General features: G+C 67.9%; 18 protein-coding genes. 9 read left to right on the forward strand and 9 right to left on the reverse strand.

Annotated features, from left to right (window positions below; genetic code table 11):
- Positions 1 to 2: 2 nt before the first annotated feature.
- A complete protein-coding gene (locus AB4Z32_RS05905) occupies positions 3 to 656 on the reverse strand; it encodes a PhaM family polyhydroxyalkanoate granule multifunctional regulatory protein (protein WP_441934990.1) in 654 nt (217 codons plus the stop codon).
- 88 nt (positions 657 to 744) lie between these two features.
- Here AB4Z32_RS05905 and AB4Z32_RS05910 point away from each other — a divergent pair, with 88 nt between their 5' ends.
- Together AB4Z32_RS05910 and AB4Z32_RS05915 are read left to right on the forward strand one after the other, a co-directional pair.
- Positions 745 to 1890, forward strand: coding sequence for a DUF3108 domain-containing protein (locus AB4Z32_RS05910; RefSeq protein ID WP_441934991.1), 1146 nt, complete (start codon positions 745 to 747; stop codon positions 1888 to 1890).
- A gap of 1 nt (position 1891) precedes the next feature.
- A complete protein-coding gene (locus AB4Z32_RS05915) occupies positions 1892 to 2653 on the forward strand; it encodes a DUF3108 domain-containing protein (protein WP_441934992.1) in 762 nt (253 codons plus the stop codon).
- A 33-nt stretch (positions 2654 to 2686) separates the two neighbouring features.
- Here the strand turns inward: AB4Z32_RS05915 and AB4Z32_RS05920 are convergent, their stop codons facing one another.
- Complete coding sequence (locus tag AB4Z32_RS05920; RefSeq protein WP_441934993.1) at positions 2687 to 3118, reverse strand: hypothetical protein; 432 nt, start codon at positions 3116 to 3118, stop codon at positions 2687 to 2689.
- 262 nt (positions 3119 to 3380) lie between these two features.
- Between AB4Z32_RS05920 and AB4Z32_RS05925 the strand changes: the two genes are divergently transcribed.
- The 3 genes from AB4Z32_RS05925 to AB4Z32_RS05935 are packed head-to-tail and all read left to right on the forward strand — an operon-like array spanning position 3381 to position 8342.
- On the forward strand, positions 3381 to 4766 hold the full coding sequence (locus AB4Z32_RS05925) for a hypothetical protein (protein WP_441934994.1): 1386 nt from the start codon (positions 3381 to 3383) through the stop codon (positions 4764 to 4766).
- Entirely contained in the window at positions 4759 to 5505 is a 747-nt protein-coding gene (locus tag AB4Z32_RS05930) for a hypothetical protein (RefSeq protein ID WP_441934995.1), read from the forward strand. Before AB4Z32_RS05925 ends, AB4Z32_RS05930 begins: the two co-directional genes overlap by 8 nt.
- Before the next feature lie 5 nt (positions 5506 to 5510).
- On the forward strand, positions 5511 to 8342 hold the full coding sequence (locus AB4Z32_RS05935) for an ATP-binding protein (RefSeq protein WP_441934996.1): 2832 nt from the start codon (positions 5511 to 5513) through the stop codon (positions 8340 to 8342).
- Between the two features lie 7 nt (positions 8343 to 8349).
- Here AB4Z32_RS05935 and AB4Z32_RS05940 read toward each other — a convergent pair whose 3' ends face one another.
- On the reverse strand, positions 8350 to 9279 hold the full coding sequence (locus AB4Z32_RS05940) for a LysR family transcriptional regulator (RefSeq protein WP_441934997.1): 930 nt from the start codon (positions 9277 to 9279) through the stop codon (positions 8350 to 8352).
- Positions 9280 to 9391: 112 nt separating this feature from the next.
- On the opposite strand from AB4Z32_RS05940, the gene AB4Z32_RS05945 reads away from it, so the two are divergent.
- A complete protein-coding gene (locus AB4Z32_RS05945; protein ID WP_441934998.1) occupies positions 9392 to 10135 on the forward strand; it encodes an SDR family oxidoreductase in 744 nt (247 codons plus the stop codon).
- 3 nt (positions 10136 to 10138) lie between these two features.
- Here AB4Z32_RS05945 and AB4Z32_RS05950 read toward each other — a convergent pair whose 3' ends face one another.
- A complete protein-coding gene (locus AB4Z32_RS05950) occupies positions 10139 to 11059 on the reverse strand; it encodes a DUF535 family protein (protein ID WP_441934999.1) in 921 nt (306 codons plus the stop codon).
- 162 nt (positions 11060 to 11221) lie between these two features.
- On the opposite strand from AB4Z32_RS05950, the gene AB4Z32_RS05955 reads away from it, so the two are divergent.
- Positions 11222 to 11572: a DUF6404 family protein gene (locus AB4Z32_RS05955; protein WP_441935000.1), complete on the forward strand. Its 351-nt coding sequence runs from the start codon at positions 11222 to 11224 to the stop codon at positions 11570 to 11572.
- 4 nt (positions 11573 to 11576) lie between these two features.
- On the opposite strand, the gene AB4Z32_RS05960 is transcribed toward AB4Z32_RS05955, so the two are convergent.
- From AB4Z32_RS05960 to AB4Z32_RS05970, 3 genes are read right to left on the reverse strand one after another with little or no spacing between them, the layout of a single operon-like run.
- On the reverse strand, positions 11577 to 12740 hold the full coding sequence (locus AB4Z32_RS05960; protein WP_441935001.1) for a threonine aldolase family protein: 1164 nt from the start codon (positions 12738 to 12740) through the stop codon (positions 11577 to 11579).
- A complete protein-coding gene (locus tag AB4Z32_RS05965) occupies positions 12737 to 13243 on the reverse strand; it encodes a hypothetical protein (protein WP_441935002.1) in 507 nt (168 codons plus the stop codon). The genes AB4Z32_RS05960 and AB4Z32_RS05965 overlap by 4 nt, the downstream gene beginning before the upstream one ends.
- Positions 13240 to 13749, reverse strand: a complete 510-nt coding sequence (locus tag AB4Z32_RS05970) for a hypothetical protein (protein ID WP_441935003.1) — start codon at positions 13747 to 13749, stop codon at positions 13240 to 13242. The genes AB4Z32_RS05965 and AB4Z32_RS05970 overlap by 4 nt, the downstream gene beginning before the upstream one ends.
- A gap of 101 nt (positions 13750 to 13850) precedes the next feature.
- On the opposite strand from AB4Z32_RS05970, the gene AB4Z32_RS05975 reads away from it, so the two are divergent.
- A complete protein-coding gene (locus AB4Z32_RS05975) occupies positions 13851 to 14021 on the forward strand; it encodes a hypothetical protein (protein WP_441935004.1) in 171 nt (56 codons plus the stop codon).
- 102 nt (positions 14022 to 14123) lie between these two features.
- The gene (locus AB4Z32_RS05980; RefSeq protein WP_441935005.1) at positions 14124 to 15119 is read left to right on the forward strand and encodes an alpha/beta hydrolase; all 996 of its coding nucleotides are present in this window, start codon (positions 14124 to 14126) and stop codon (positions 15117 to 15119) included.
- Between the two features lies 1 nt (position 15120).
- Here AB4Z32_RS05980 and AB4Z32_RS05985 read toward each other — a convergent pair whose 3' ends face one another.
- Together AB4Z32_RS05985 and AB4Z32_RS05990 are read right to left on the reverse strand one after the other, a co-directional pair.
- Positions 15121 to 17070, reverse strand: a complete 1950-nt coding sequence (locus tag AB4Z32_RS05985; RefSeq protein ID WP_441935006.1) for a response regulator — start codon at positions 17068 to 17070, stop codon at positions 15121 to 15123.
- Complete coding sequence (locus AB4Z32_RS05990) at positions 17067 to 18569, reverse strand: sensor histidine kinase (protein WP_441935007.1); 1503 nt, start codon at positions 18567 to 18569, stop codon at positions 17067 to 17069. The genes AB4Z32_RS05985 and AB4Z32_RS05990 overlap by 4 nt, the downstream gene beginning before the upstream one ends.
- Positions 18570 to 18589: the final 20 nt, after the last annotated feature.

The raw sequence follows: 18589 nt of genomic DNA on the forward strand, positions 1-18589 counted from the left end.
CCCTAGGGTTTATCGGCCTTCGGCTTGCCGCCGCGTGCACGGCCACTGCCGTTCGGCGCTGCGTCGGGTGCGGGTTCCGTCTGCGATGACGGCGCAGCCGGCGCCTCGCCCTGCGGCTCGGCCTTGGCGGCGCCATCGCCAGGCGCCATCGCCGTCGCTACTGCCTGAGTGAACTGTTCCTGAAGCATATTCCACCACGCCAACGCAGCCGGCATGCCCATGGCCGCGGCCGGGTCCTGCGCCGGCGCAGCCGCACCGGGCTGGGCCGAGCCGCCGCCGCCGGCATCCCCGGCCGCGGATGCCCCCGGCTGGCCGAAGAAAGAAGAGAAGGGCATGCCCGCCATCTTCTCGGCGCTCACGCCCGACTGGCGCATCGCCTCGGCCATCGAGGCGCCCATGGTCTTGAGGGTCGACAGGGTGGCGCGCTGCACTTCCATGGTCTGGATGGTCCCGCGCAGCATGGTGAGGTTCATGTTGAGCCAGGATTCGACGGCCTTCAGGTCGGCGATCCGCTTGTCGAGGTCTTCGGTCGAGAGCGGCGGCGCGCTCATGCCCGACATGTTCGTGCCCGGAAGGTTCATCGAACCCCAGAGGTTCTTGACGAAGTCCAGCGTATCCGTCATCCCGGGCATATTGGCGGCAGGTGGTTTCAGCATGGTGGTCTTCTCCTGTTAGAGGTCGGGACGTGGAGCGCTCCTAGCGTATCAGAATACTTATGGCGCTCATAGACGTTACACTAGCCGGATGAGCCTCGCTTTCGCCCCGAACCGCCGCCGGAAAATCGTGCTGGGTGCGGTCACGGTCCTGCTGCACCTGGCCGTGCTGGACTGGTTCAGCGCCCAGGTCGGACGGCCGCGCGGGGAAAGCGTGCGGCGCGAGGCGCCGCTGGTGGTGGCGGAACTGGTGGAGACGCCGGCCACGCCGCCGCCCCAGCCGCTGCCGCTGCCTCTCCGGCCCGCGCTCGAACCGCCGCCGCTGCCGCGCTTGCCGCCCGAGCCGGTGGAGGTGGACGAGGCCGGCCAGGGCGCCGCGGCCGGTCCCGGATCCGGCGATGGCGCGCAGGCAGCGGCGCCCGATGCCGCCGCCGGAGTACTTGCAGCCGGGCAGGGGAGCGCCCCGACCGCCGCGGCCGACGTACAATCCTCCCAGGCCGCCGCGCAGGCGCAGCCGGCAGCGGAACCGGCGCCGCCCAAGCCCGCCCCTGAAGCGCGTCACTACAAGGTCGACCTGCCGCCCGCCGCCGAGATCCAACTGGACGTCGCGCGCACCGACGCCAACGGCACGCAATGGAGCGGTGATTCCCAGCTGTCGTGGACGATCACGCCGACCTCGTACAAGATCCGTGTCGAAGCCGGCATCACGGTGGTGTTCGCCCACGTGAACCTGCTGACCGTGACCAGCGAAGGTACGGTTGGCGAGGAAGGCTTCATGCCGACCCTGATGACGGAAAAGCGGCGCGGGCGGTCGATGACGGCCACCCATTTCAACCGCAAGGTCGGCAGGCTCAGTTTTTCGGCGTCGGAAGCAACATATCCGCTGGTCTGGGGCGCCCAGGACAAGGCCAGCGTGCCGCTGCAGTTGGCCGCGATCGCGCGCGGCGATCCGCAGCAATTGTCGGGAAATATCGACATCCTTGTCGGCGAAGACCGCGATGCGAGCGTTTTCAGCTTTGTGGTGCTCGGCCAGGAACAGATCGACACGGGCATGGGCAGGATCGCCACCTGGCACCTGACGCGTCCGCCCAAGCCCGGCTCGTACAACTCGCGCCTGGACCTGTGGCTGGCGCCCGACTACGGCTGGGTTCCGGTGCAGATCCGTAACCTCGAAGCGAGCGGGGCGGTGACGACCCAGACCGCGAACAAAATCGTGATGAAGAATTCAGGAAGCTGATATGAACAAGATGTGGAAACTGGCCGCTGCGGGTGGACTGCTGGCGGCGGCGATGACGGCCCGGGGCGCGCCCGCGGCGGACGAGCATCCGGCGCAGATGCGTCCCTTTAACCTGCCGCCCTCGGCCGACCTGTCGTACTCGATCAGCGCCCGCCAGCGCGGCTTCACGCTGAACGGCGAAGCCACGCTGAGCTGGCGCCAGGGCGACGGCAAGTATACGATCAACACCGATTCGCGCGTGGCCCTGCTGGGCAAGCTGACCGAGAACCGCAGCACCGGCACGATCGACAGCTACGGCCTGGCGCCGAACGAGTACTACGACAAGCGCTTCCGCAAGGACCCGGTCACGGCGAATTTCGACCGCGAGGCCAGGACCATCGGCTTCAGCGACGGCAAGAAGAGCTACCCGATCAAGGGCGGCGAGCAGGACCGGGTGTCGATCTCGTGGCAGCTGATCGGGGTGGCGCGTGCGGCCAAGGACAAGTTCAAGCCGGGCTCGGACTGGGACTTCTTCGTGGTCGGCCCCCACGATGCCGATCCCTGGACCTTCCGCGTGATCGGCCGCGAAAAAGTGCAGGCCGGCGCCGCCATCGGCACGGTCGACACCATCCACGTGCTGCGCGAACCGCCGCCGGGCTCGAAGGACCAGACCCTCGACATCTGGCTGGCGCCGTCGCTGGAGTGGTATCCGGTCAAGTTGAAGTTCATCGACAACGACCGCGATTATGTGGAGCAGACGCTGGAGAAGATCACTCGCAAGTAAACCAATTCATTTGACGGCGCAGGGCGACGACAACTAGTCCTGCACCCCCGGATCTTCCAGCGAATCATTCTCCCAGTGCAACACGATCTCCTTCGGCGCATTCCCCATCCGCACGCTGCGCTTGAAGGTCTTGCCTTCGGCCGAGGCGCTGATGTGATACACGCCGGGCGGCAGTTTGGCAAAGAACATCGGCCCGGTATTCACCACGCTCAGCACATTGCCTCCCCTGGCGTCCGTGATGTCGAGCTGGACGTCGGAGCGGTAGGCGCCGGTCTGCCGGGTGGCGAAAGTCAGTTGCAGGTTGTAGTCGGCGCGCAGGGCGCGCATCGCGTTCTGCTCGTCCTGGCCGACGCCGCCGTTGATGTAGCTGACGCCGTTCTGCTCCTTCGGCTGGGCGGCCAGCAAGGCGGGCTGCATTAGGCAGACGGCCAGGGTGAAGGCTGCGGTGGCAAGTGTTCGTTGCATGGCATTTCTCCTTCAATCGTTGTCATGATAGCCATTATCTGGCGGCTGAGAGATGAAGAGCGCGCGGCTCGGTTCTCCATAGTGCGAAAGCAAAATATTGCATTCAGTGCAAGGTATTTTTGCCTTCATTCCGTTGCGTATTAGCCAGTTCTTAAAAGTTGCTTGGTCTTAACTGCTCGTTTGAACTGTTATACTGACGCCCCCGCGCACGCCGCCTTGGCCGCCGCACGCGTTACGAAACCGGCAACTGGTAAGCCTTACGATGATCGACAACCTGGCAGGCGCCGCCGCCGCCGACCTCCATTCCATAGCGCAAGACGAACTGGATCCCTTGCAGGCCCACTTCCACGAGGGAGTGGCGCCGGACGAGATCGAGCAGGTCTATCACCTCAAGCGCGCCCAGCCCATGCTGCAGGCGTTCACGGCCCTGTTCCACGGCGGCCAGGACGGCGTGATCGTGCGCCTGCTGGTGCTGCGCGAGCTGGCCGCCGAAACGGGCGAGTCCGCCTTTTCGCGCGCCGACATCAACCAGAAGTTCGCCTACCTGATCCCGGAAAGCCTGGAGACGGTGCTGGGCCGCCTGCGTTCGCACGGCCTGCTGGCCTGGGACAATCCGGCCGCGGTCTACCGCATCACGCCGCTGGCGCGCAATGTCCTGGCCGCCCTCGACACCCTGCTGGCGCTCGGCCGCCCGGAAGAGGACGAGGCCGAGATGGGCTTCCTGCTGTCGCAGGTGGCCGGCGCCCAGGCCGTCGGCGGCGTCACGGTCGAGCAATTGAAGCATTTGCTGGGCCGCCTGGTCGAGCTGCACGAGGAGTTCCGCGACGCGATCGCCTCCGGTTCCGAATTCCGCCTGCGCGCCTCGCAGGCGAAGTGGCACATGGCCTGCGACTGGGTCGAGAAGGGCTCGGCGATCCTGCGCGCGATCACCTCGAGCGAGCAGGCGGATGCGGCCACGCACAAGGCGGCGCAGGCGATCGGCCGCGCCCAGTCCTCGCTGCTGAACATGCAGGGCATGTTCTCGCGCGCCCTGAACCAGATCGAGCGCCAGCGCGTGCACCTGGGCCAGTCCGGCCTGTCGACCACCGACATCAAGCGCTGGCTGCTGGCCCACGACGACCTGGCCAGCCTGGCCGAGGGCGCGATCGAGCGTCCGGTCCTGCCGCTGTTCGTCACGCCGGCCGAGATGATCGACGTCGCCGAGACCGAGCTGATGATGGAGCGCGCGGTCAACGTGGCGCCGGGCGGCCTGCCGAGCGGCGAGGACGCGCCGCTGACCATCAACGACAACCCGGCCATGCAGGGCGAGCTCGACGACTGGATCAAGCGCCTGGCCGACTTCGCCAACCTCGACAACTTCCCCGTCATGGCCGAAGGCGCGCCGAAGAGCGTACCGATCCAGGATTCGCTGCTGCCGGCCAGCTTCGCGGTGGCGTCCTACCGCGCCTCGCTGCTGCCGCTGCTGGGCGACCCCGCCGAGGCCAGCCTGCAGGGCCCGACCGCCGAACTGGCGCGCCTGCCGGTACGCTTCAATTCCGAGGATGAAATGGTCCAGCTGGACGACCCCCACGTGGCGGCGATGTCGCTCGCGACCCTCTCCTTGATTATGGAAACTGAGCTAGATTTGGACAGAAAAGACGATGAATGACGATGCACAGATCCTGATTGCGCGGCTGCTCACGCACCAGACCCTGCGCCGCGACGACAAGATGGTCAAGCGCGCGCTGTCCGACGATACCTTCCGCGCCGAGATCGACAAGCGCCTGCTGGAATCCGGCCTGAAGCTGATCGACAACGTGTATGCCGACCACGTCACCCTGGCCCTGCACCGCAACGTCGAGCCGAAGATCTTCGGCGCCAAGGACATCTGGCAGAACAATAACTTCGGCCTGACCCGCGACGGCGTGGCCCTGCTGGTGGTGCTGTGGGCGCAGATCATCCTGCCCAAGCGCCAGCGCCAGGAAACCCACCAGGCCATCGACGTCGACCAGTCGGACATGTTCGACAAGGACAATCCGATCCCGCGCGCCGAGGACACCTCGATCGGCATCTCCTACACCGCGCTGCTGGCCGACTTCGGCGACAAGCTGGGCAAGAAGACCCGCATGGACATGAACCTGGGCCTGCTGTCGAAGCTCGGCTTCATCGAGCGCCGCGGCGACGTGATCCTCGAAGGCCCGCTGCTCGACCTGCTGATGGACACCGACCTGCTGAAGGAGCGCATCATCAACGGCGCCCTGGCCGAGGTGTTCAAGCGCGCGCCGCTGAGGGCAGTACGCCGCCCGGTCAGCGAAGCGGCCAACGATGCGGGTGCCACGGAAGCCGCATCGGCGGAGCCTGTCGCCGCCGAGGTTCCCGCTGAAGCCGCCCCCGAATCCCAGGAGTAAAGCGCATGTTCCACATTAAATCTCTCGAGCTGGTCCACTGGGACTACTGGCAGCGGATCAAGAACATCCCGCTGGACGCCAAGATCATCACCATCGCCGGCCAGAACGGCTCCGGCAAGACCACGCTGCTCGACGCGCTGCGCACCCTGTTCGGCCTCGACTGCTCGATGGGCCGCACCTATAAACACTATGCGCGCCACTCGGGCCAGCAGAGCGCCTGGATCCGCGCCGTGGTCGACAATAAGCCGTCCGGCCGCCAGCTGTCGAACCGTCCGTTCCGCCACAGCGGTTTCTTCAGCGACGACGAAGTCACGCTGTTCTGCCAGGTGCAGAAGAACGGCGGCGACTGGAAGCGCCAGTACCTGATGCGGCCGGGGAATATCGACATCGAGGAAGTGACCGAGGCCAGCGACTGGCTGGGCGTCGAGAACTACCGGAAACGCCTGGCCTCGGCCGGCCTGTCGCCGGCGATGTCGAAGGTGCTGGCGCTGGAGCAGGGCGAGACCGACAAGCTGTGCGAATACTCGCCGCGCCAGCTGCTGGACCTGGTGTTCCAGGTCTTCGGCGACAAGGAAGTGCTGGACGCCTACGACGAAGCCAAGCGCCACCAGCGCGATACCGAAACGGAGCTGAAGCGTTTCGAGGCCGAGCTGGAAACCTCGCGCATCAACCTCGAAGGCCTGCGCCTGCGCGTCGCGAATTATCACCAGTGGGAAGACCTGAACAAGGAACGCCGCGCCCTGGTCGAGGAAGCGCTGCCCAGCCTGGAATACCACGAGGCGCGCGAAAAGGCGGCCCAGACCAGCCGCGCCCTGCGCGAAGCGAAGAAGCCGCTGATGCAGGCCGACAGCCAGCTGGCCGAGAAGCGCCACGCGCTGGCGGCCCAGCAGCGCGCGCTGACCGAAGCCCAGCAGCAGGAAGTGCAGCTGGAGCAGGAAGCGAACACCCTGGCCGGCCGCCTCACGGAAGTCAACCGCAAGCTGAAACCCCTGGAAAGCCTGCTGGAACAGAAGGAGCGCCTGCAGAAGCTGGCTGCGGATTCCGGCGCCGACATCGCCGAGGTGACCACCCAGCTGGAAGCCAAAGAAGCGCAGCTGGCGAAGAAGAAGACTGAGCGCGACAACCTGGCGGCACGCATCGCCGGCGAGCTGTCGACCATCTCGGCCCTGCAGGGCAAGAGCTCGATGCCGGAACCGGAAGCCCAGCGCCTGATGCGCCGCGCGCTGAACGACGCGAACATCCGGCATGCGATGCTGTCCGATATCGTCGAAGTGACGGACCCGAAATGGCAGGGCGCCGTCGAGGGCGTGCTGGGCGGTTACGCCTCGGTGGTGCTGCTGGAGAATGCCAAGGATGCGCCGGCGGCGTACAAGCTGGCCGAAAAGGAGCGCTACCGCCACTTCATCGTGCCGGATTGCGTCAGCGCGCCGGTGGTCAAGGACGACACCCTGCTGTCGGTGGTGCGTTTCAGCTCGAAGGCGCCGTCCTGGCTGATCGACCAGCTCGAGCGCATCGAGCGCGTCGAATCCGTCGACGCCGGCTTCAAGAGCGATGCCGACGAGTGGATCACGCCGGACGCGTATCACCGCGAACGCCGCGGCGGGCGCTCGTTATTTGTTGAGCCCTCGCGCTACCGCTTCGGCGCGGCCGGCAAGACCCAGCGCCTGGAAGCGATCCAGAAAGCGCTGCCGGCCCTGGAGGCCCAGGAAGACAAGCTGACGCTGGAGATCAGCAAGCTGGCGACCGAGGTGTCGGCGCTGCGCGTGCGCATCGCCGGCGTCGACGCCGTCAAGGAACTGAGCGCGCGCCAGGCCGAGTTCGAGGAAGCCACGCGCGCCATCGAGCCGCTCAAGACCGAGCGCCTGGAAGTCGGCGCGCGCCTGGGCGAGCTGCAGGTGCTGACCAAGAACGCGACCGTCACCCGCACCCGCGCCGACACCGTGTGGCAGAACGCCCGCATGGCGCTGTCGGAAGCGGAAGCCGGCATGCGCCTGAACCACCGCCGCCAGATCGAGCAGCGCAGCGATCATGCGCGCGCCCTGCTGGAGCTGCGCCGCAACTGGCGCCACGTGCCGAAGGCCTGGCGTCAGCCGGAACGCCGCGCCGCCCTGGTGGCCGCGCACCAGAACACCCACCAGGTGAAGCTGCGCGTGGGTTCGCTCGACACCTCGCTGGCGCGCAGCGACTGGGAACACGATCCGACCGTGATCGACCAGTACGAGCGCCTGAACGACCAGCTGTCGAACCGCCAGAACGAGACCGAGGAGCGGCGCTACCAGAACAACCGCGCGATCGAAGCCACCGACAATGCGCGCGGCGCCTACATCGAGCGCCTGCGCTACACGATCAAGACCTACTCGAAGAACATCAGGGAGCTGGGCGAGCTGGCGAATATCGAGGTCACGGTCGATCCGGTGCGCCTGGAGAACGACGACCTGCAGCTGGCCCAGGCCGGCCTGCACGTGCGCTTCAAGTTCGACGGCAAGGGCCAGATCGGCATGAACGACGGCGAAGCGTCCGGCGGCCAGCAGGTCATGAAGTCGCTGGTGCTGCTGATCGGTTTGCTCAAGTCGGAAGAGGGCTCGGGCGGCTTCGTGTTCATCGACGAACCCTTCGCCCACCTGGACATCCGCAACATCCAGCTGGTCGGCGAGTTCCTGAAGAACACCGACGCCCAGTACCTGATGACGACCCCGCTGACCCACAACACGGACGTCTACGATCCTTCGGACCTGACCCTCATCACCAGCAAGAAGAAGAAGGACGTGCAGTGGGCGCAGCCGATCTTCGTGCTGCAGCGGCGCGCAGCCGGCGAGGCGGCTGCAAAGGCGGCCTGACACCGGGTCAGCGGCTTGAAAAGCGTTCCGCGCCACCGCCGGTGCGGAACGCTTCCACCACATACTCCACGAAGACCCGCACCTTGGCCGGCAGCAGCTTGCGGCTCGAGTAGTAGATGGCCAGCGGGCGGTTCAGCCCGTGCCAGTCGGGCAGCACCCGCAGCAGTTCTCCGGTCTCCAGCAAGGGCAGTGCATGCGGCATCGGCAGCATCGCGATGCCCAGGCCGATGGCGGCCGCGCGCGCGATCGCTTCCGGATCGTCCAGCACCGCAACCGGCCGCACGTTCGCCACGACTTCCCGTCCCGCACCGCTCTTCAGGGTCCACGGCATCAGGCGGCCCGACCCGAGCGCGCGCCGCAGCAGGCCGCGATGGCGCGACAGCTGCTCCGGCTCTTCCGGCGCCGGGAAGCGCCGCAGATAGCCGGGCGCCGCCACCAGCACCGACCTCGCCTGCGCCAGTTCGCGCGCCACCAGGGCGTCCGTCAGTTCCACGCCGCCGCCGATGGCGACGTCGAAGCCATCACCGATCAGGTCGACCTGGCGGTTATCGAAATGCAGGTCGGGCACCACGTCCGGATAGCGTTCCAGGAAGCCCTCCAGCAGCGGCACGAAATACATGCGGCCGACCGCCGGCGCCATCGCGATCTTCAGGGTGCCGGCCGGCTTGCCGGCGTCCTGGCGCAGGTCGGCCAGGGCATCGGCGATCTCGGTCCAGGGCAGGCGCACCTGGCGGTAGAGCCGCTCGCCTTCCGCCGTCAGGCTGAGGCTGCGCGTGCTGCGCTGGAACAGGCGCACGCCGACGCCGGCTTCGAGCCGCGCCACGCTCTTGCTGACGGCCGCCGGGGTCAGGCCCAGGCGCCTGGCGGCGGCGGAAAAGCTGGCCTCGTCGGCGGCGGCGACGAAGCAGTCGAGGTGGGGGGAAAGATCGGTTTGCATGCTTTCATCTTATACCAATGGTTGAAAGTGTAATACCGGATTGCCGACTACCGGGAACAAGTGGTCCGGACCATACTTTCCTCACCAACCACCCACACGAAAGGAAAGCATCATGGACTCCAGACTGAACAATCGGGTCGCCTTCATCAACGGCGGTTCGCGCGGCATCGGCGCCGCCACCGCGCGCCGCCTGGCCCGCGAAGGCGCCAGGGTCGCGATCGGCTACCAGTCGTCCGCCATCGCCGCCGAAGCCCTGGTGGCGGAGATCGAAGCCGGCGGCGGCGAAGCGATCGCGATCCGCGCCGACGCCGCCGATGCCGACGCCCTGACCCGCGCCATCGACCGCGCCGCCGACCATTTCGGCCGCCTCGACATCCTCGTCAACAGCGCCGGCGTGCTGCGGCTGGGTTCCGTGGAAGAGTTCTCGCTGGCCGACCTCGACCAGACCCTGGCGGTGAATGTGCGCGCCGTGTTCGTGGCCTCGAAGGCCGCCGCCGCCCACATGCGGGATGGCGGGCGCATCATCAACATCAGCAGCACGAATGCCGTGCGCATGCCGTTCGCGGGCGGCGCCGCCTATGCGATGAGCAAGTCGGCGCTCACCGGATTGGTCAAGGGGATGGCGCGCGATCTCGGGCCGCGCGGGATCACCGTCAACAATGTGCAGCCGGGTCCGATCGACACCGACATGAACCCGGCCGAAGGCGAGTTCGCCGAGAGCCTGCACGGCCTGATGGCCTTGCCGCGCCATGGCCATGCCGACGAAGTGGCGGCGATGGTGGCCTACCTGGCCGGCCCGGAAGCGGGCTTCGTGACCGGCGCCGACCTGCTGATCGACGGCGGCTTCGCTGCCTGAGGATCAGTGCGCGGCGCTGCCGGCCAGGTGCCGCTGCAGCGCCAGCCGCGCCGACCGTTCGATCGCCTGCCAGCACCCGCGCCGCAGCGCGGCCCGCTTGCGGTGCCTGGCGGGCACGCCGGACAGCGGCTTGAGGTAAAAGGGCAGGGCGATGCGCCAGCACCGGCCCGCCATCGGCACGCCGCCGAGGCTTTCCCAGAAGCCGTCGTAGGCGTTCGCGAAATGCCTGGCGTCGGCCGGCTTCCAGGCGCTCTGGCATGCGGCCTTGACGGCCACGGCCTGCCGCATGCCGAGGGCCAGCGCGATGCCCTGCAGGGCGGCGAAACAGAAGAAGCCGGGCGAGTTGTGCAGAAAGGCCTGCTCGAAGGCGGCAAAGGCGGCGCCGGCATCGAGACGGTGGCCCTGGTTGCGTGCGATGAATGGGACGACGGGCGCGGCGACCCCGGCGAAGGCGCCCTCGACCCAGCTGAAGGACAGGCGGTGCAGGCAAACACCGCCGGCGCGCATGGCGATCGTCAGGTCGCCTTCCGCGCTCAGGCGCGGCGCCATCTCCAGCCGGATCTCGAAACGCCCGCCGCCGGCCGCATCCGCATGCCGCCACAGGAGCAGGCCGCCGTTGCGGTAGACGGCGCGCTTGTAGGCGGCGTCGAAGGCGCCTTCTTCGAAACGGTAATGGGCGAGTACGCAATGCACCCGCTGGCGCAGCGACAGCCCTTTCGCCAGGTAGTGGCGGTGGCTCAGGTGGTGGAAGACGTCGTCGTGCGCCAGGGCCACGTAGCGGCGATGGATGTCCAGCGCCAGCAGTTGCCGGTGCGCGTGCCGAAACAGCAGCACCCGCAGGCTGCGCGCGACGCAGGCCAGCCAGGACGGTAGAGGATAGTGGCGCCGCGCCAGCCAGTGCCTGGCCAGGAGGGTAAGGACCATGCGAGCTCCGGGAAGCGTGGTTTTACGGCGATTCTCTGCCGGGCCCGGTACTGCGTATTAGAGCTGCGCAAGATCCTTGCCGAAATACGTGCGTGAGAATTGACGCATTTCCCGGCCATCGTCGGCTGATATCATCGGGAAACGTTTTCGATGAGGGAAAGAATGGAATTCCAGGCAAGACGAGACAGGGCCATCGAGTTGCTGGAACAGAGCGGCATCGAATGCAGCAGCTACGCGCCGCCCTTGATGCGTCTGCTGTGGCGCTGCGGTGTGCAGGTGCGGCCGCCGCATTTCATGGGTTTCGCCGCCGCCGCCCTGTTGTCGGGCAGCTGGTTCGCCGTCGGCTGGGGCCTGGTCATGTGGGTCGGATTCTGGTCCCGCCACAACACGGAGATGCCCTCGGCCCTACTCAGCGCCTGCGGTGCCGGGCTGTTCTTCGGCTTGTCGATGGCCGGCTACTATGCCCACCAGCGCAGGAAGCATGATTTGCCGAGCTGGGAGTCGCTGGTCTAAGTACTTAGCCTGCCAGCGCCTTGAGCAGGTAATCGGTATCCCGCCGCAGGATCGACTCGTTGAAGCCGAGCTGCGCCTTCCCCTCGTTCAGTTTGCTGAGCCGTACGTTCGCCTTCTGCAGGCGCTCTTCCAGTCCGGCCAGGCGCTGCGGCGCGAACTCCAGCACCGCCAGGTTGCTGCCGTTCTCGATGCGTTTCACCTTGAAGCCCGGCGTGCGCTCCAGCGCCGCCAGCAGGCGTTCGCCGGCCGCGCGCACGCGCGCATAGCGCTCTTCGACGCCGTCCAGCGCGTCGAGGGCGGGCAGGGCGGCCTGCCAGCCGTGGTAGATCGCGCCGCCGAAGAGGTGGCGCAGCTCGCGCGCCTTCGCCATCAGCGGCCTGGGGCCGGACAGCACGCCGCCGAAGGGCGCGCCCAGGTATTTGTAGAGCGAGACGTAGACGGTGTCGAAGTGCGCGCAATAGTCCGTTACGCGAAAGCCCTCCATGCCGCTCATGAGCAGCAGGCGGGCGCCGTCCAGGTGCAGCGGGATCTTCTTCGCGCGCGCGATGTTGGCGATCCCGGCCACCAGCGCCGGCGTCAAGCTCGCGCCCTGGGCCCGGCGCACCGGGCTTTCCAGCGCGATCGCGCCGACCTTGATCGGGTAGGGCCCGGCCTCGGCGCGCTCGATCGCCGCGTTCAGTTCTTCCAGCGTGGGCGCGGCCCCGCCCGGCGCCAGCGGCACCAGGTTGATGCCGCTGAGGGTGGTGACGGTATTCGATTCGTCGCGGTAGACGTGGCTTTCCTGCTGCACCAGCGCGTGCCGGTTCTCGCCGCACAGCAGGCGCAGGGCGATGTGGTTGGCGAGGGTCCCGGTCGGCATGAAGACCGTGTCTTCCTTGCCCAGCAGGGCAGAGAACTTCGCTTCCAGTTCCGCCACCGCACCGCCCGCCAGGTAGCCGTCGGCCGGCTTCGCATGCCTGTCCAGCAGCGCCTGCAGGCGGGCCGGTTCGGCGGCCGGGTTGCGCGGCAGGGTGTCGCCGGCCAGCACGACCAGGGTGTCCATGTCCGCGGAAGGCATCGCGCCGCCTGGCGGCGCGCCGCCGTATTGCGCGTGGGCGCTGCTGCCCGCCGCCAGGCCCAGTGAAGCGATCGGTACGGCTTCGAGGAAACGGCGGCGGTTCAGTCTCATGTGTTCTCTCTTCTAAGGCGCAGGCGCCAGCGCATCAGGCTGGCCGAGAAGGTGGCGAAATAGCTGGCGGTCATGCCCAGGCAGTACATCGTCAGCGGGCTGTCCGAAAAGCGCGGATTCGGCTGGTTGCTGCCCTGGTTCATGTAGACCTCGATGCCCAGGTAGATCACGCGCGCCACCAGCAGCATCCCCACCAGCACGCCCATGCGCATCGGCGGGGTGAAGTAATAGCCCTCGGCGGTGTCTTCGAAGCGGGTGCGGCGCAGGCCGTAGATGCCGAGGGCGATGCCGGCGACGGCGCCGAGCGCCAGCGCGGCCAGCGACAGCGGCCGGCCGCCCATGCCGGCGGCGGGCACCAGCAGCATGGCGCCGAACACCAGCAGGCCGGTGTAGTGGCGCGACATGATCGAACGCTGGCGCGTCATCTGGGCTTTCAGGCGCTGGTAGATGCGCCAGACCAGGATAGGAAGAAGGAGGATGAGGGCAAGTGTGGTGATGCTCATTGGGCGATTGCGGCGGCGGCGGTGCGCTTGCGCCAGGCAAGCAGACCGGCCGCGAAAGTCATGTAGTAACCGGCGAGGACGCCGAAGATGCACAGGGTCAGGGGGCTGGTGACGAACTCGTGGTGGGCGAAGGAGCCCAGCGCATAGTACTCATAGGCGCGGTAGCCCATGCGGCCGATGAACAGCAGCGCGACCAGCATGCCGATCGGCGCGTGCGGCGTGAAGTAATACTCGTCGCCGGCCTGCTCGAATCTGGTGCCGGCGCTGGCGATCCGGCCCAGCACGATGCCGAGCACCAGTCCGGCGCCGAGGCCGGCAATGGCGATCGGCGCGGTCTGCAGGCTCAGCGCCGCCAGCATCAGGACCAGCAGCGGAAAGAAGACCAGGGTCGTGCGGTGACGCCACACTTTCGAGCGCTGGCGGGTCGTCAGGCGCTTGATGCGGCTGTAGACGCGCCACAGGACCAGCGGAGCGAGGACGGCGGCAACGACGGGAGTGGGCAGCATGGCGATTTCCTTGGTGTCGAATCCGCCATTGTAATCCAGCCGGGCGTCGGCAAACCGCTGCCCATGTTAATGTTTTGGCTCCGCCAGCAGGAGAACCGACCATGTTCGTTGCACCCATCGAAGCGCACCGCGCCCCCGATCCGGCGCCCATCGAAGAGCCGCCCAAGGAGCCTTTCGACTCGCCCGACCCGCACCAGCCGCCGATCCGCACGCCCATGAACGACGAACCGGACACCGATCCGAACCCGAGCGTCGCGCGCACGCTGCACTGATTATTTCCATCCCGCTACCCGCCGTGCATTGACGCACGGCCGGCTGCGCGCTTAATATTTAGATGAATGTCTAATTAGATGAACTTCAAATTTGGAGGCGCGATGAAACTGCATACCGGTATCCGATCCCTGAAACTGTGGCCGATGCTGTCGATGTTGTCGATGTTGCTGTTGGCGGTGGCGGCGCAAGCCCTTGCCGCTCCGGCCGGCGACCAGCCGATCTCGCTCGACACCGCCGGCGGCACGGTCGCGGGCACCCTGCACCTGCCGGCGGGCGAGGGCAAGGTACCGGTGGTACTGATCGTCGCCGGTTCCGGTCCCACCGACCGCGACGGCAACAACCCCGCCTTCCCCGGCCCCAACAACAGCCTCAAGCTGCTGGCCGAGGCGCTGGGCCAGGCCGGCTTCGCCTCGGTCCGCTACGACAAGCGCGGCATCGGCGCCAGCAGGGCCGGCGCGCCGGACGAATCGGCGCTGCGCTTCGACACCTACGTCGACGATGCCGCGGTCTGGATCGCGAAGCTGAAGGCCGATCCGCGTTTCGGCCAGGTGGCGGTGATCGGCCACAGCGAAGGCGCGCTGATCGGCATGCTGGCCGCCGAACGCGCCGGCGCGGCCGCCTATGTGTCGCTGGCCGGGGTGGCCGAAGGACCGGGCGCCGTGCTGCGCAAGCAGCTCGCCGGCAAGCTGCCGCCGACGCTCGCGGCCGACAACGAGCGCATCCTCGCCAGCCTGGAGCAGGGCAGGACCGTGGCCGAGGTGCCGCCCGCGCTGGCGATGCTGTACCGGCCAAGCGTGCAGCCCTATCTGATCTCGTGGATGAAGTATGTGCCGTCCCAACGCATCGCCGCGCTGCGCATGCCGGTGCTGATCGTGCAGGGCACGACCGACATCCAGGTCGGCGTCGAGCAGGCGCAGGCGCTGAAGGCCGCCAGGCCGGACGCCGTGCTGGCCATCATCCCCGGGATGAACCACGTGCTGAAAGAGGTACCGGCCGATCCGCAGCGGCAGATGGCATCGTATGGCGACCCGGCGCTGCCACTGCATCCGCAGCTGGCCGGCACGCTCACGGGCTTCCTGCGTAAAGCGGCACCCTAGGCTAGGCAGCGCCTGGAGCAGGCTTGCCGGCGATGGCCTGCAGCAGCCGCGCCATGTCGACCGGCTTCACGAGCCGGACATCGAAGCCGCTGCGCAGCGCGCGGTCGCCGTCGACTTCCTGGCCCCAGCCGGTCACGGCGACCAGGGTGGCCTCCGCGCCCCAGGGCTGCCGCCTGGTCCACTCGGCGATCTCGTAGCCGGTCGCGCCGGGCATGCCGATGTCGAGCACCAGCAGCCGCGGCCGGATGCGCGAGGCCAGTTCGATGGCGGCCTTGCCGTCGTAAGCCGTGTGCACCGTGTAGCCCTGCAGCGCGAGGAATTCGGCCAGCAGGTCGGCGGCATCGCGGTTGTCGTCGGCCAGGACCACCTCGAGCGGGACCCGCGTTTCGGCGCTTGCGGGGCCGGCGTCCGTGGCGGCGGCCGCCCGTTCGCCGGCCTGCTCCGCGGCCAGCGGCAACGTCACGCGCACCCGCGTGCCGAGGCCCAGGCCGGGGCTGAAGGCGGCCACGCTGCCGCCATGCAGCTCGACCAGGGACCTGACCACCGCCAGGCCGATGCCGAGTCCCGGCGTGCCGCCATGGGCCTTGGTCTGGGCCTGGGAAAACATCTCGAACACCTCTTCCAGCCGCTGCGCCTCGATGCCGATGCCGTTGTCGGCCACCTCGACGACCGCCCGGCCGTCTTCGCGCGTCACGCGGACGTCGATCTCGCCGCCGGCCGCCGTGAACTTGGCGGCATTGTTCAGCAGGTTGCTCAGCACCTGGGTCAGGCGCACTTCGTCGCCCTCGACCATCACCGCCTCCGGCGGCAGGGACATGCCGAGCCTGTGCCCCTTGTCCTTGAGCGCCGCGCGCACGCTGTCGCAGCCCATCTCGGCCACCCGGCGCAGGTCGATCCGCTGGATCTCGAGCTGCAGGCGGTCGTGCGTGATCCGGCTCAGGTCCAGCAGCTCGTCCAGCAGCCTGGCCATGTGGCTGACCTGGCGGTCGATGACCTCGGTCGCGCGGCCCACGGAGGCCGGGTTGGCGGCGGCCTGGCGCAGCAGGGCGACCGAGTAGCCGGCGGCGGCCAGCGGGTTCCTCAGCTCGTGGGCGAGGATGGACAGGAAGTTGTTTTTCTGGCGGTCCGCCTTTTCGAGCTGCCCGCGCTGGCGCTCCAGGTTCTGCCTGACGTTCACGTCGGCGGTAACGTCGCGGGCGGTGCCGATGATCATGGTCGGCATGCCGGCCGCATTGCGCATCACCTTGCCGCTCGATTCGATCCAGCGCACGATACCGTCGGCGCCGCAGGCGCGGAACTGGGCCTGGTAGTCGTGCCTGCCCGCCAGCGCGGCGTTCCATTGCGCCAGCACCGCCGTGCGGTCGTCCGGGTGGATGTCGTCCAGCCATGGCTCGGCGTCGGTATGGACGAAGCCCGGCGCCCGTCCGTACATCGGGCCGATGGCCTCCGAATACGACAGCTCGCGCGTGCCGAGGTCGAGCTGCCAGGTGCCCATGCCTGCCGACTGCAGGGCGATCTCCAGCCTGGCCTTGGCGATCGACTCGCGCGCCAGCGCCTGCTCGACCTGGTCGCGCTGGCGCACGCGTTCGAGGCAGGAGCGCACCGCATAGCCGATGCGCGGATAGTGCTTGGCGGTCTTGGTGATGTAGTCGTCCAGGCCTTCCTTCATGGCGGCGACCGCGACTTCCTCGGTGCCGCTGGCGGTGAACATGATCACCGGCCGCTCCGGGAAGCGGCGCTTCAGTTCGCGCAGCACGGTGATGCCGTCGCTGAAGCGCAGCTGGTAATCGGTGATCGTGACCTCGAAGCCGCCCTGGTCGAGCGCCGCCGCCAGGGTCTCGGGCGTGCCGGCCTGCAGGATGCCGATGTCGCCGAAATGGCGGCGCAGTTCGCGGGCGACCAGCGCGCGGTCGTCGGGACTGTCGTCGATCAGCAGGACGGTGAACGTCATACGCTGTCCTGCGCGGCCGGCAGCTCGACGCGGAAGCTCGCGCCTTCGCCGGGCGCCGAGCCGACGCCGACGCTGCCGCCCATGCGCTCGACGCCTTTCTTGACGATCGCCAGGCCGATGCCGGTGCCGGGGAATTCTTCCTCGCTGTGCAGGCGCTCGAATACGTTGAAGATCCTGGCCTGGGCCTGTTCGGGGATGCCGATGCCGTTGTCCTCGACGGTGATGCGCACCATGCCGCCGGCCTGCCGGGCGCCGATGCGGACCATCGGTGCCACGCCCGGCGCGACGAACTTGACGGCGTTCGATACCAGGTTGACGAGGGTCTGCACGAAAGTCTGGCGGTGCGCCCTGACATGCAGGTCGGCGGGCACGTCGACGCACAGTTCGGCGCCGGCCTGGCTGGTCTCGGCCTGCAGCATGGTGCGCATGTCCCGGATGGCCGCGGCCACGCCGACCGTCTCGATCGGGATCTCGGTGCGCGACAGGCGGGCGAACTCCAGCAGGTCCGACACCATCGTGTCGACCCGGCGCGCAATCGCCTCGATGCGGTTGACGTAGACCGCCGACTGCTCCATGCGGCCTTCGTCGAAGTCCTGCTTGAGCGCGTTGGCATAGCCCTGGATGGTGCGCAGCGGCTCGCGCATGTCGTGCGAGACCGAGAAGCCGAAGGTCTCGAGGGCTTCGTTGGCTTCCTGCAGCTGGCGGGTGCGTTCGGCGATGCGTTGTTCGAGGTCGGCGTTCAGGCGGTGGATCTCGAGGTCGGCGCGGCGCAGCGAGGTGACGTCGTTGACGATGCCGTCGACGGCGTCGTGCCCGTTCACCCGCACGCGCACGAGCTTGACGGTGTGGGCGCGGCCGCCGGCGCCGAGCTCGCCGCTCAGGACCTGCAGCTCCGCGGTGTCGAGCGTGGCCCCGAGTTCCGGCAGCCGCTGCTTCACTTCCGCGACCAGGGGATGGCCCGGCGCCTTCGAGTATTCGCCGGGCGCCAGCCCGAGCATGGTCCAGAAGGCCTTGTTGCCTTCCTCGAGCTCGCCCTCGAGCGACATGCGGAACACGCCCAGCTCGATGTTTTCGAGCAGCGAGGCCAGCCGGGTCTCGCTGCGGATCGCGCGCGAGCGGATTTCGGAGCGGTCGAGGCAGGTGCGCACCGCCACCGGCAGGCGTGCGTAGTGGCGCGGGCTCTTGATCACGTAATCGTCCAGCCCGTGCTTCATGGCGTCGACCGCGATCTCCTGGGTGCCGGTGGCCGTGAACATGACCACCGGCAGCTGGGGATCGTGGGCCTTGACCCGCTTGAGCACGTCCAGGCCGGTGGTCCAGCGCATCTGGAAGTCGGTGATCACCACGTCGAAGGGGAAGCCGGCTTCCTGGGCGCGCTCCAGGCCCGTGCGCTCGCCCACCTCGGTGACTTCGCAGCCGGGGAAGTGACGTTCGATTTCCCGCCTGGCCAGCAGGCGGTCGTCGGGATTGTCGTCGAGGATCAGGACGCGCAGGGACATTGTGAACCGATCGTATGCGG

The sequence above is a fragment of the Massilia sp. 2TAF26 genome (assembly GCF_052115005.1).
Classification (GTDB): domain Bacteria; phylum Pseudomonadota; class Gammaproteobacteria; order Burkholderiales; family Burkholderiaceae_D; genus Telluria.

Bases quoted from the DNA above. Each gene is read 5' to 3' on its own strand.
- AB4Z32_RS05905 (WP_441934990.1), bottom strand. From the start codon at position 656: ATGCTGAAACCACCTGCCGCCAATATGCCCGGGATGACGGATACGCTG.
- AB4Z32_RS05910 (WP_441934991.1), top strand. From the start codon at position 745: ATGAGCCTCGCTTTCGCCCCGAACCGCCGCCGGAAAATCGTGCTGGGT.
- AB4Z32_RS05915 (WP_441934992.1), top strand. From the start codon at position 1,892: ATGAACAAGATGTGGAAACTGGCCGCTGCGGGTGGACTGCTGGCGGCG.
- AB4Z32_RS05920 (WP_441934993.1), bottom strand. From the start codon at position 3,118: ATGCAACGAACACTTGCCACCGCAGCCTTCACCCTGGCCGTCTGCCTA.
- AB4Z32_RS05925 (WP_441934994.1), top strand. From the start codon at position 3,381: ATGATCGACAACCTGGCAGGCGCCGCCGCCGCCGACCTCCATTCCATA.
- AB4Z32_RS05930 (WP_441934995.1), top strand. From the start codon at position 4,759: ATGAATGACGATGCACAGATCCTGATTGCGCGGCTGCTCACGCACCAG.
- AB4Z32_RS05935 (WP_441934996.1), top strand. From the start codon at position 5,511: ATGTTCCACATTAAATCTCTCGAGCTGGTCCACTGGGACTACTGGCAG.
- AB4Z32_RS05940 (WP_441934997.1), bottom strand. From the start codon at position 9,279: ATGCAAACCGATCTTTCCCCCCACCTCGACTGCTTCGTCGCCGCCGCC.
- AB4Z32_RS05945 (WP_441934998.1), top strand. From the start codon at position 9,392: ATGGACTCCAGACTGAACAATCGGGTCGCCTTCATCAACGGCGGTTCG.
- AB4Z32_RS05950 (WP_441934999.1), bottom strand. From the start codon at position 11,059: ATGGTCCTTACCCTCCTGGCCAGGCACTGGCTGGCGCGGCGCCACTAT.
- AB4Z32_RS05955 (WP_441935000.1), top strand. From the start codon at position 11,222: ATGGAATTCCAGGCAAGACGAGACAGGGCCATCGAGTTGCTGGAACAG.
- AB4Z32_RS05960 (WP_441935001.1), bottom strand. From the start codon at position 12,740: ATGAGACTGAACCGCCGCCGTTTCCTCGAAGCCGTACCGATCGCTTCA.
- AB4Z32_RS05965 (WP_441935002.1), bottom strand. From the start codon at position 13,243: ATGAGCATCACCACACTTGCCCTCATCCTCCTTCTTCCTATCCTGGTC.
- AB4Z32_RS05970 (WP_441935003.1), bottom strand. From the start codon at position 13,749: ATGCTGCCCACTCCCGTCGTTGCCGCCGTCCTCGCTCCGCTGGTCCTG.
- AB4Z32_RS05975 (WP_441935004.1), top strand. From the start codon at position 13,851: ATGTTCGTTGCACCCATCGAAGCGCACCGCGCCCCCGATCCGGCGCCC.
- AB4Z32_RS05980 (WP_441935005.1), top strand. From the start codon at position 14,124: ATGAAACTGCATACCGGTATCCGATCCCTGAAACTGTGGCCGATGCTG.
- AB4Z32_RS05985 (WP_441935006.1), bottom strand. From the start codon at position 17,070: ATGACGTTCACCGTCCTGCTGATCGACGACAGTCCCGACGACCGCGCG.
- AB4Z32_RS05990 (WP_441935007.1), bottom strand. From the start codon at position 18,569: ATGTCCCTGCGCGTCCTGATCCTCGACGACAATCCCGACGACCGCCTG.